The 11,207-nt window shown below is 40.4% G+C and carries 8 protein-coding genes; 1 reads left to right on the top strand and 7 read right to left on the bottom strand.

Features of this window, described 5'->3' with window-relative positions:
* Positions 1–6 precede the first annotated feature (6 nt).
* From K0S23_RS00590 to K0S23_RS00580, 3 genes are all read right to left on the bottom strand, one after another.
* A complete protein-coding gene (locus K0S23_RS00590; protein ID WP_300352826.1) occupies positions 7–477 on the bottom strand; it encodes a hypothetical protein in 471 nt (156 codons plus the stop codon).
* A gap of 71 nt (positions 478–548) precedes the next feature.
* The gene (locus K0S23_RS00585) at positions 549–2,423 is read right to left on the bottom strand and encodes an ABC-F family ATP-binding cassette domain-containing protein (RefSeq protein ID WP_300352823.1); all 1,875 of its coding nucleotides are present in this window, start codon (positions 2,421–2,423) and stop codon (positions 549–551) included.
* 369 nt (positions 2,424–2,792) lie between these two features.
* Positions 2,793–3,260 (bottom strand): DUF4293 domain-containing protein, encoded by a 468-nt coding sequence (locus K0S23_RS00580; protein ID WP_300352821.1) that lies wholly within the window; start codon positions 3,258–3,260, stop codon positions 2,793–2,795.
* Positions 3,261–3,431: 171 nt separating this feature from the next.
* Here K0S23_RS00580 and K0S23_RS00575 point away from each other — a divergent pair, with 171 nt between their 5' ends.
* The gene (locus K0S23_RS00575) at positions 3,432–4,331 is read left to right on the top strand and encodes a T9SS type A sorting domain-containing protein (RefSeq protein WP_300352818.1); all 900 of its coding nucleotides are present in this window, start codon (positions 3,432–3,434) and stop codon (positions 4,329–4,331) included.
* Between the two features lie 213 nt (positions 4,332–4,544).
* Here the strand turns inward: K0S23_RS00575 and K0S23_RS00570 are convergent, their stop codons facing one another.
* The 4 genes from K0S23_RS00570 to K0S23_RS00555 all read right to left on the bottom strand — a co-directional run bounded on the left by K0S23_RS00570 (position 4,545) and on the right by K0S23_RS00555 (position 11,154).
* Complete coding sequence (locus K0S23_RS00570; protein ID WP_300352815.1) at positions 4,545–5,666, bottom strand: hypothetical protein; 1,122 nt, start codon at positions 5,664–5,666, stop codon at positions 4,545–4,547.
* A gap of 161 nt (positions 5,667–5,827) precedes the next feature.
* On the bottom strand, positions 5,828–6,445 hold the full coding sequence (locus K0S23_RS00565; protein WP_300352812.1) for a response regulator transcription factor: 618 nt from the start codon (positions 6,443–6,445) through the stop codon (positions 5,828–5,830).
* A 340-nt stretch (positions 6,446–6,785) separates the two neighbouring features.
* Positions 6,786–9,809, bottom strand: a complete 3,024-nt coding sequence (locus K0S23_RS00560; protein ID WP_300352809.1) for a two-component regulator propeller domain-containing protein — start codon at positions 9,807–9,809, stop codon at positions 6,786–6,788.
* A 70-nt stretch (positions 9,810–9,879) separates the two neighbouring features.
* A complete protein-coding gene (locus K0S23_RS00555; protein ID WP_300352806.1) occupies positions 9,880–11,154 on the bottom strand; it encodes an NAD(P)/FAD-dependent oxidoreductase in 1,275 nt (424 codons plus the stop codon).
* Positions 11,155–11,207: the final 53 nt, after the last annotated feature.

Genomic DNA, 11,207 nt, shown 5'->3' with positions numbered 1-11,207 from the left:
GTTCAATTACACCCTATCTATCGTCGAGTTATATTGAATTCGGGTAGCAAAAGTAGAATTTTCAGCTATGCCTTTAATAAAGTCAGGTCTAATACTTAAAACTGTTATTGACTCAAAGTTCACACTAATAATATGTTGTAATCCATTCTGAATTAAAATTCTCTCAGCATCATTATCGGGTAAAGCTTCGATGACGAGAGTGTCTGAAATTGCTTTGTTAAATTGGTAAATGTCTAATGAATTACTTTCTTGTTCCAGAATTTGCCTGAGTCCCGAAATATTTGTCTGAATGTCAAATTGCATATTTCGAACTTTCACATTTTTAAGTGTATTTGTCGGGCTAAGCTTAACAGTAGACTCCCACCACTCCAGAATATTATGTGCTTGAAAACTGCGGATAAGAATATGATCAACCGTTTTATCGATGAATTCCCAAATTTCCAAATTCGTGTCTATCGTAAATCTAATTGTTTCCATAGTTACATTCTGGTCAACAAAAGCTTCGTGAACTTTGTGATCTTAGCGGTTAAACTTAAGTGAGATCACCATTAAGCAAATTCCGACAACTCAATCCAGCGCTCAGTTTTGGTGTCAATTTCAGAAACGATCTCTCCCAGTTTCACACCGGCTTCCATTAGTTGTTCGTTATTCGAATTTGAATCGGACAATACATTTGTCCACTTCAGTTTCTCTTCTTCCAAACGCTCCAAATCCTTTTCAATCTGGTCGAACTCGCTCTTTTCCTTAAAAGACAATTTGCGTTTCTCTTTTGGCGCTTCTTCGGAGATTTGTTTCACTTTGACCACTTCAACAGGCTTATCATCGCTTGATTTGTCCTTTTTATAGTCGGCTGCGGTTTGTTTTCTGAATTCCGTATAATTACCGATTATGTCTTTGATCGCCCCTTGTCCTTCAAAAACAAACAGGTGATCCACCATTTTATCCATGAAATAACGGTCATGCGAAACAACGATCAAACATCCTTCAAATGTTCTGAGGTAATCCTCCAAAACACTCATCACGAAGATGTCCAGATCATTTGTCGGCTCATCGAGGATCAGGAAATTCGGATTTGACATCAGAACGGTCATCAGTTTCAAACGTCTTTTCTCACCACCACTTAGTTTGTGCACAAAATTGTAATGCATGTGGCGCGGAAACAGGAATTTCTCTAAGAATTGTGCTGCAGAAAGCTGGCGACCTTTTTCAAGTGGGATGAATTCGGCAATATCGCGAATCACATCGATCACTTTTTTATCCTCATCCACTTTGATCAGTTCCTGGCTGTAATAACCGAAAACGACCGTTTCCCCTGTTACAACTTTCCCCCTGTCAACCTCTTCTCTTCCCTGGATAATATTTAAGAAGGTAGATTTCCCGGTACCATTATTCCCAACAATTCCCAATCGTTCTTTGCGCTGGAAGTTATAGGAGAAATTATCCAGGATCACTTTTTCACCGTATGATTTCCCTATTTTATGTAACTCCAGGATTTTAGATCCCAAACGTTCCATTTTCACCGGGATATCGATTTCATCGTCGTCAATTCGCTGACTTGCAACTTTTTTAACGTCCTGGAAACTGTCTACACGCGCCTTTTGTTTCGTTCCGCGTGCCTTTGGCTGTCTGCGGATCCAATCCAATTCCTTCTTAAAGGTATTTCTGGCCTTATCAATGGTAGACTGTAGCTGTTCCTGTCGTTCTGCTTTTTTCTCTAAATAATAAGAGAAGTTTCCTTTGTATTTATAGATTGTTTTGTCTTCCAATTCGTAGATCGTATCACAAACTACCTCCAGGAAATACCGGTCGTGAGTAACCATTAAGATCGTGGATTTTGACTTGGAAAGATATTCCTCCAGCCATTCGATCATATCCAGGTCCAGGTGATTCGTAGGCTCATCCAGGATCAGGAAATCGGCTTCAGCAACCAGTACTTGTGCCAGCGCCACCCGTTTTTTTTGTCCTCCGGAAAGACTTCCGACCAGCAAACTTGTATCGTTCAGCTTCAGGACAGAAAGTATTTGGTTAACCTTTACTTCCATGTCCCAGGCATTCAATTCGGTCAATTCTTCATAACATGCATGAATAGCTTCTTCGTTTCCTTCGCGAAGTGCCTGGTTGTATTTTTTAACGATTTGAAGTTCGGGCAGATCATGAGAAAAAACTGCTTCCAGGATGGTATGTGAATCATCCAATGTTTCTGTCTGCTGCATAAATGCCACCCGAAGGTCGTTTCTGTAAACAACTCTTCCTGAATCAATTTGCTCCAAATTCATCAAACAGCGCAGTAAAGTTGTTTTACCGTTTCCGTTTTTTGCCACGATGGCAACCTTGTCTCCCTGGTCGATCCCGAAAGTAATATCTGAAAAGATCACGCGGTCCCCAAAAGACTTTGTAAGGTTTTCAACAGAAAGAAAATTCATGCTAATTGTTGTTTTGAAAGGTGCAAAGATAAGAAAAAGCGCTAGCTTTTGAAGACTGAGTCACAACAAACGTTAGTGCGGCAGTGACGAGGGATAAAGCGCTAGTCCGCCGCGGCGGAAAGACTGAGTCACAACAAACGTTAGTGCGGCAGTGACGAGGGATAAAGCGCTAGTCCGCCGCGGCGGAAAGACTGAGTCACAATCCCGGACGTCTGGGATTAGTGCGGCAGTGACGAAAGATAATTCCGAATGCCGAATTACCCAATGACAAAATGGAAAAGAAGATACAAACCGTAGAGGCGAAAAATTTTTCGCTTCTACCTGTTAATTCTTTTAGCGAATTCTATTTTAAAACAGGCGAATTCGTAATTATCTAAGTCTGTTTAGAGAATCAATCATTTTCTTGTCCTTACGCACTCCCCTGATTCCAAGGAACACGAAAATGAAGGCCGCAGCGTGTAAGAAAAATACAACTCCAAATGATAAATTAGTTGCAGTCTGATCACATGTCGTACATTCAAGGGAATGAACATTTGCTCCCAAAACAATCCAAACCGAACTTAAAATATTCAATAGCAAAAGAATCCAGCCTAAGAAAATCTGGCGGTGACGCATTTTAAAAGAAAATATGATCATCAATGCAAAAATGACCTGAACCAGTGAAAGCATCCAGAAATCTACTTTTTTCCCTTCCAGATCAGAACCTCTGAAAAGTTTATAGGCCGTTGAATGAACAAATTCTCCCTGGTCAAAAGAAAATAAATCGGTTCCAAAAAGTGTGGTTGCAACCAGCAAGGCTGCGATTAAAAAATATACGGTTTGAATGCGTTGAATCATGTTTTCACTAATTTGATCTCAAAGTTATCAATTTAGATTTTATTCAATTCGATTCAGCCACATTTTAATCAATGATAAGCGAAGCTTTAAATCTTTTTAAGAAAGTTTATGGAAAATCATTTTAGCTTGCATCTTACTACCGACATAAATTAGAAACCAAATTCAGCTGCTATGAAAAATGTAGGAATTCAGCATGCCTGTTCTGAGGACTGGAACAAGATGACACCAACCGAAAAAGGAGCATTCTGTCAGAAATGTGCTAAACAGGTTTATGACTTTACAACTAAATCCACCAATGAGATCAAGCATACTTTGCTGGAATTAAAAGGTCAGGAAGTTTGCGGTAGAATGACTTTGACACAGGAACGCCTATTAAATCGTGAATTCGAAGCATGGATCAAAGAAAATAAGACCAATTTCCAACGTTTGTTTATTACTGCACTATTGATTGTTTTCGGACTAAGTCTTTTCAGTTGTGAAGACGAACGGGATCAGCGCAGAATTGGCGACGCACAGGCAGCTTTGAGCCGGGCAATTGAAGTCAAACTGGTTCCTGACAAAGATGTTCTTGTGGAAACTAAGCCGGATTTTATTCCTGCTGTTATTGCGCCTATGGAAATAATGTATCCGGACGTGACTCCTGAAATTTACGATATGGTATCTATCGAAGAGGAACTGGAAGAAGTTGAAATCTCTGAAGATCGGGAGTATTACGTTACTAGCGGAGTAATGGTAACACACAACGTTTATTATGATTACCTGGAAGAAACGGTGCCGGAAGTTGAACTGGATGAAAATGGTGTTCCCTATCCAACTGAATTTAAGGCCCTGGTTTTTCCGAATCCCGCTGTTGAGAGTACCACACTGGAAGTTCAGGTACCTGAAAAAGAACGGATGGACATCAAGTTATATGACACAAGCGGGAAGTTTATCCGCGACATACATTCCGGGAAGCTTTCCAGGGGAACCATTCGTCAGATGATCGAACTCAATGATCTGACAAGTGGATTGTATTTGATCATTATTCAGTCCAAGAATTTCAAAGAAACGGTTCGAATTATAAAGAACTGATCCAAATAGAAAGATCAGATTGATATTAAGTTGGGCTTAGTCAGGAGGAGATGAAATTCTAAATGCTTTGTTGGTTGATCGTTTACTTCGGATCTCATTGCACCTACTCTCATCTTTGAAAAGAAACGGGATCATTCGCCGTGGCGTATCATCCCGTTCTTTTGCTACCTATCCACCTTAACTAAACTTTAAAATGTGGGAATTGAGTTACTGTTAGTGTGCCGCATAGAAAATATAAGATCCGGAAACATAAGAACCGGTGGCATAATCCCAAAAACCATCCCAGTCTCCTGTTGCAGGTAAACTCGCGTTTCCATCGCCATTTGTGTCTCCGCCGTGGGCATCGTCTTTATATGATGTGAAAATTACTCCGGGTTGCATATTGATGTGATTGTCTGTTCCTCTTGCAATTCCATAACCTGAGTCTGTAAATTTGAGTATCACATCATTCCCGATATTTACATTGCGAACCGCGGCACTTCCGCCACCTGTGAAACTTCCAAGAACATACGGAACTTCTGAAACATTATAACTTACAGCAACTCCGATTCCGCCCCACATAAAGATTCCGTTTCGCGTATTTTTCTCTGCAGGGTTTGCAGGATTATGAAAAATATTATTGGTGTTCACAGTATAATCGAGGCTGCAATATAATGGTCTGTCATTGTCATAAAATACATTATTTGTAAAAACGGAAACTGACGGATCATTCATATAAGATCCTCCATGAAAAGTGTATGCCGATGAAGAAGATGAATTACTTAATGTATGGGCAAATGTGCAATGATCGAATGTGAATGACGGGCCGGCAACAGAAATTACCACGGCATTGTAATAACCGCTATCGTTTCTTCCTGCATACAAAATATCACAGTAAGTAAAGGAATTATTATTCCCACCATTGAGATAAATATTTAACCAATCACCTTTCTGCGGTGATGTTGCAGTTCCGTCGCCATTTGAATCTCCGCAATAACTGTCGTCCTTTACGGATGTGAAGGTTATATGCTGGGATGCTGTTCCGTTTGCAGTGATCTTTCCGGAATTAATGACCTGAAGCTTTCCATCCACATCCAGTTTAATAATTGCTCCCGGTTCAATGGTCAAAACGGAAGTAACTGTCACATAATCGCTTACCACGTAGACATTTCCTGCCGTCCAGGTAGTGGGTGTGGAAATAGTTACTCCGATCTCGTCGGGATTTACCTGGATGACATTACATCCTGTTGGTACAGGAACAACAGGTTCCGGCTCCGGGTTATTTTTATTACATGAAATCAACACCAAAGCAAGTGATACGCTTAAGTATTTTGCTACGCTTATTTTTCTCTTCATAGTTGTTTGTTTTAAAACAAAAGTACTCGGAGAAAAAGGGCTTGTCAATCAACCATTTGGTTCATTTTTCACAAGGTTAAACTAGTTCAATGGGTTCAAATTCAAGCTGCCTAAGAAAATCAATTTTGAACTTTGATCCTGATTAGCTATTGGGATTTGAACTATTTACCATAGAGCTTATTCACTGCTTCGGTTTTGTTCTGAACCTGCAATTTTTCATAGATATGATTCAAATGCCGCTTTACGGTGCTCAAGGTGATATTCAATTGATCAGCTATTTCCTTGTACAAATATCCCTTGCTCAACAGTTCGAGGACTTCCCGTTCCCGTTTGGAGACCAGCTGCAGAACAGGGTTCTCGGTTTTATTAAAAGACTGAAGTACTTTTCGGGCAATCTTCGGAGACATAGGACTTCCACCTTCATGTAGTTCCAGGATGGCTTCCACGATCTTTTCCGGGGTGGTATTTTTGAGAATATATCCCGTAGCACCTGCCTTTAATGCTTCAAAGACCTGATCATTGTCCTCGTAAATGGTGAACATGATAAATTGGATATCGGGAGCAGTGTTTTTTAATTCCGAAACACATTCAATCCCATTTTTACCAGGGAGATTAATATCGGTAATTACCACGTCCGGGTTCAACTTCGGAATCCACTCTATTGCTTCTTCAGCTGTTTCAAAAGAACGCATCCAATGCAGGCGCTGATCGCTTTCAATAACAGAACGCAATCCCTGTTGAATATCCAGGATATCTTCTATGATACAAATACTAATCATCTCTTTTACAAATTAAACATTTTGAACGTTGCCATACAATGAAACAAACGGTTGATTTTTGGGATTGAGAGGGTGGGATTTGGGTTAATAGTTGTAAACCATTTTATTAATTCGTTATCATATTAATTTAAACTTGTAAACCTTTTAGTTAATTCGTTAAACAGATTAATTCAACTAAGCACATTAAATTGTAAACCTTTTAGTTAATTCGTTAATCGTATTAATCCAACTTGTAAACCATTTAGTTAATTCGTTAAACAAGTCAAAACAATTAACTGACAAATTAATTATCCACAAACCGTTTCACTCATCTGTCAACCCTGGAAACCCACCTTGTCCCCTACCCAAATCTAAAAGGAAATTCAAAGAGCAATTCAACCCCATCTTCCTTATGAAGGATCTGCATCGTACCACTCAACTTGCGAATCCGTTCCTGCATGGTTTTCATTCCATTTCCTGATCCGGGACTTTCGGGCTGATTCTTCCGGAACCCCTTACCGAAATCGCGTACTGAAATTTGCATCTGTCCGTCATATAAGCGAATCCGGATGGAAACTTTTTCTGTTTGGGCATGCTTTACAATGTTGTGTAATGCTTCCTTAAAAACCAGGAAGATTTGTCTTCTGATTTCACCTGAAATTTGCTCGTCTTCAGCCAGATCATCGATTTCCATTTTTATGGCTATCTGGTTTGCATCAAAATACTCCATAGCATAATGGCGCAGATAACTCACTAAATCAAGAAGGGAGTCATTCTCCACTTTCATTGCCCAAATCAATTCGCTCATGTTCTTTACCAGCTCCAGCGAAGTTGCATTGATTCGGTTCAGTTCGGGCTGGTTTTCCAATTTACGCAGCGCTTCTTTACTTAAATAGGAAATCTTGGTAAGACCGCTCCCCAAATCATCATGCATATCGTAAGCAATTCGATCGCGTTCATTTTGAACTGCGCGCTGTTTTTCAAGAATGGCACGCTGTTTTGCAATTTTACTCAAAAAGTACATCCGGGTAATGAAGAAGATCAAAGCTGCGCCAACCGCAAAAAGAAGCGTTTTAAACCACCAGGTTCGATACCAGGGTGTTTCAATTTCGAAATGAAGCGGCTTATTCAGGTAAACCCAGGTAAGCATTCCGGGAATCTTTGCACGCAGGCGAAAGGTATAGACTCCGGATGGTAAGGATGGAAAGTTTACGCTTGAATTTGTTCCTATCGAAATCCATGCTCCGGAACTTCCCTCCAGCAAATAACTATATTCCAGCTGGTTTTTCTCACTGGAATTTACAGCTGAAAAAGTCAGTTGAAGCGTGTTCTGGTTTGGTGAAAAACGATAATTCTTCGCGTTTTGAAGTTTTTGTTTCTGATTGGACACCCAGAATTCATCAATAAAAATATCCAATCCGAGATGGGCCGTTTTTAACAGTTTATCCGGAAGAAAACACAGCAGGTAATTATCACAAGAAGTCCATAACTTTCCTGTTTGATCATCAAACCAGGAAGATTGGTCAAAATGCTCTGAGGGAAATCCGTTTTCAATTCCGAAAAACCGAACAGTCTTTAAATCTGCTTCAAGACATCCAAGACCCTTTTTCGTACCGATCCATAATCTCCCCTTGTCATCAAAGACCAAATTGTAAATATAATTCGACGGAATACCCTGCTTTTTACCGAAAACGGTAGTTTTTCTGCTTGAATGAACATACCGCACCAAACCACTTCCTTCAAACCCGATCCATACATTTCCCTGACGGTCTGTGCTTAAACACAAAATGGTGCTTTGATGCTGTTTTTCAAAGATCCGTCCGAAATTGACTTCTTCAAAACGGTCTTCTTCTTTGATCCAGTGTGTTAATATTTGTGTCTTATTGGATGAAAACCAAATGTCTCCGTTGGGAGCTTCTGAATAATTCGTGAAATAAGATCCGGAAAAAGAATTCTCTGTCCTTGAGAAATGACTGGCCTTCTTCGTCTTTGGATTGAATCGCACCAAACCGCCGCCGGAATTCCCGCTAAACCACCAATTACCTGAGCGATCCCTGAAGCCCATCGCTACCAGCTCGGATTGTTTGAAATACTTCTCCAGGAAAGACAATTCCGTCACTTGGTCTGAATCCAAATCAACCACCTGCAGTTTTGTCCCCTTACCTCCATGGATCAATTTTGAACCGTCTCTGAAAACAAACCACGAATCAGTCAGCTGTGATTTATGATAAGGTAACGTCTGATCAAGCTTTTCATCGATCCGGTAAACTCCGTCATAATATTTGGTGGCCAGTAATTCGGTTTTTGAGATCCGGCAAATATTCATCAGGGGCTCATCGAATCCTAATTTCAGATCCCAGTCGTCAATTAAGGTGGTATTCCTGTTCAGTATGCTTATCCCCTTATAAGTAGTAACCCATAAGTTATCATATTGATCTATGTAAAGATTATTGGTTTGATTGTCTGAAATTGAAAAGGTGATCTGTGGATTATTGGAATAATTGACTGCCCGGCGGGAATTCAAATTTAAATGGGAAATACCTTTACTTCCCGCAACCCAAACGAATGCTTTGTTGTTCTTATCCCGGATAATTTTATTTGGTAATCCGCACAGATCCTGCTGAAGGAGTGCCTGGCTCCAGGTGAAAACAACTTTCCCGGAATAATCAAGTTCGATCAGGCCGTGAAAATAATTGACAAAGTAGATGCGCTGATTGATTGGGTCTGTATACAACAAATCAAAGCCGGTATTAAACAAATCTTCTTTGGGCAATTCCCCGTAAAAGGGTTGAAATCTTTTTGTTTTAAAGTCAAACAGGAAACGCTCATTGCTGGCATTGATAATGCACTTGGAAGATCCGAGCATTTTCAATTGAAGTCCGAATCCTTTTTTCTTAAGCGGCGGGACAATGCTCTGGATAATGTTTAACTGGTTGTCCAGTATAAAAATCGTGTCAATGGAGGAAACCATGATCCGGTTTTTATCAAGCCGGTTAAAGTCAAGTGTATTCTTGTTTTTCAGACTTTTTATCGGGATCAGATCCTGGGAAATCGTGTTCAGAGTAAATGCCTCCGAATTACCAAGGGTTACCAATATATGATTAGGGATACTCTCAAAGAAAACCTTCGAATTATCCATCAATTGTTTTTCTCCAAGCAGTTCACTTGGAAAATAAGATTTGAAATTTGCCCCGTCAAACCGATTTATCCCGCCCTGAGTAGAAATCCAATAAAAACCGCGATTATCCTGGACAATTCCGGAACACACGGCTTCACACAAACCGTCTTTTACACCATAGTTAATGAATTGACCGGTATTGGATTGTCCGAAAAGACCAAAGCACCGTCCAAGGAAGAAAAGCAGTATAGATGTTTTATTCAGCAAACCGTAGTTTTGATCATAGAACCAAAACTACGGTTTTAACACTTCATTTTCAATGGTTCACAATAAAAAATCAATCGTTTCTTCTGGTAAGTTCCCTGTCGCGTTCATCCCGCAGAATCAATCTCAGGGAAGTGTCTCCGGTAATGTACCTCCATGCCCAGTTGAAAAACACGGCGATCTTATTGCGAATACTTAAGATCAGCATCAGGTGAAGTACCATCCAAACCATCCAGGCAAAATATCCCTGGAATTTAAAGTTCGGTAACTCAACAACAGCTTTGTGCTTCCCAACGGTTGCCATTGTTCCCTTGTCTTTGTATTCGAAAGGCTGCATCTGATCTCCTGACCAGCGTGCGCGAAGGTTCTTTGCAAGTCTTTTCCCCTGGTTGATAGCTACGTTTGCCAATTGCGGATGCCCTTGAGGATATTTCTCGGTTTCCATGTAGGAAATATCTCCAATAGCATAAATATTGCCGTAGCCTTGAACCAGTGAATACCTGTCAACTGTATATCTTCCTCTCACCATTGTTGCCTTTTCCAAACCGGGCAAAACATTTCCCTGAACACCGGCAGCCCAAATAACTGTTTGCGTAGGGATTATTTCCCCGGTTTTCAATGCAAGGTTATGCCCGTCATAAGAAGAAACAACTGTCGAAGTCCTCACTTCTACCCCCATTTTCTCTAAGTACCTGCGAGACCATATCCTGGATTTGTCACTCATGGAGTTCAGGGTATTCGGACTCCCTTCCAGCAAAATGATTTTCAACTTTGAAAAATCGTAATGCGGATAGTCTTTCGGAAGAACCTTTGTTTTCATTTCCACCAAAGCACCTGAAAGCTCTACACCTGTGGGACCGGCACCAACAATTACCAGGTTCATCAATTCATCTTTCTCCTGCTGGTTGCTCACAAACATGATCTTCTCGAATTTCGTAAGAATGGTATTCCGGATATGGATTGTTTGCTGGGTGGATTTCATAGCCATGGTGTATTTCTCCAAATCAGGATCTCCGAAAAAATTGGTTTTACATCCTGTTGCAATGACAAGTTCATCATACCAAAGCTCTCCCATTGAAGTTTCAATGACTTGGTCATCCGGACGAATCCGGTTTACAGTCGCATACCTGAAAATCACATTCTTCCTTCGCCTGAAAATAGCCCTGAATGGGAAAGAAATATTCGAAGGTTCCAGGCGCGCACTTGCCACCTGGTAGAATAAAGGTTGAAACATGTGGTGGTTTTGTTTATCCACCAGGATAATTTCACAATCGGACTTTGCCAATTTACGAGCGAGATTCAATCCCGCGAAGCCACCTCCTATGATGACAATTCTTTTTCGTTCCATGCCTTTGAATTTAACCATTTATAAGAAGAAAAACAGCAATTTCTCTCTTATTT

Origin of the sequence: Fluviicola sp., from assembly GCF_029266855.1 — a bacterium.
Classification (GTDB): domain Bacteria; phylum Bacteroidota; class Bacteroidia; order Flavobacteriales_D; family Crocinitomicaceae; genus Fluviicola.
This window is presented reverse-complemented; position numbering and strand designations above follow the sequence as displayed.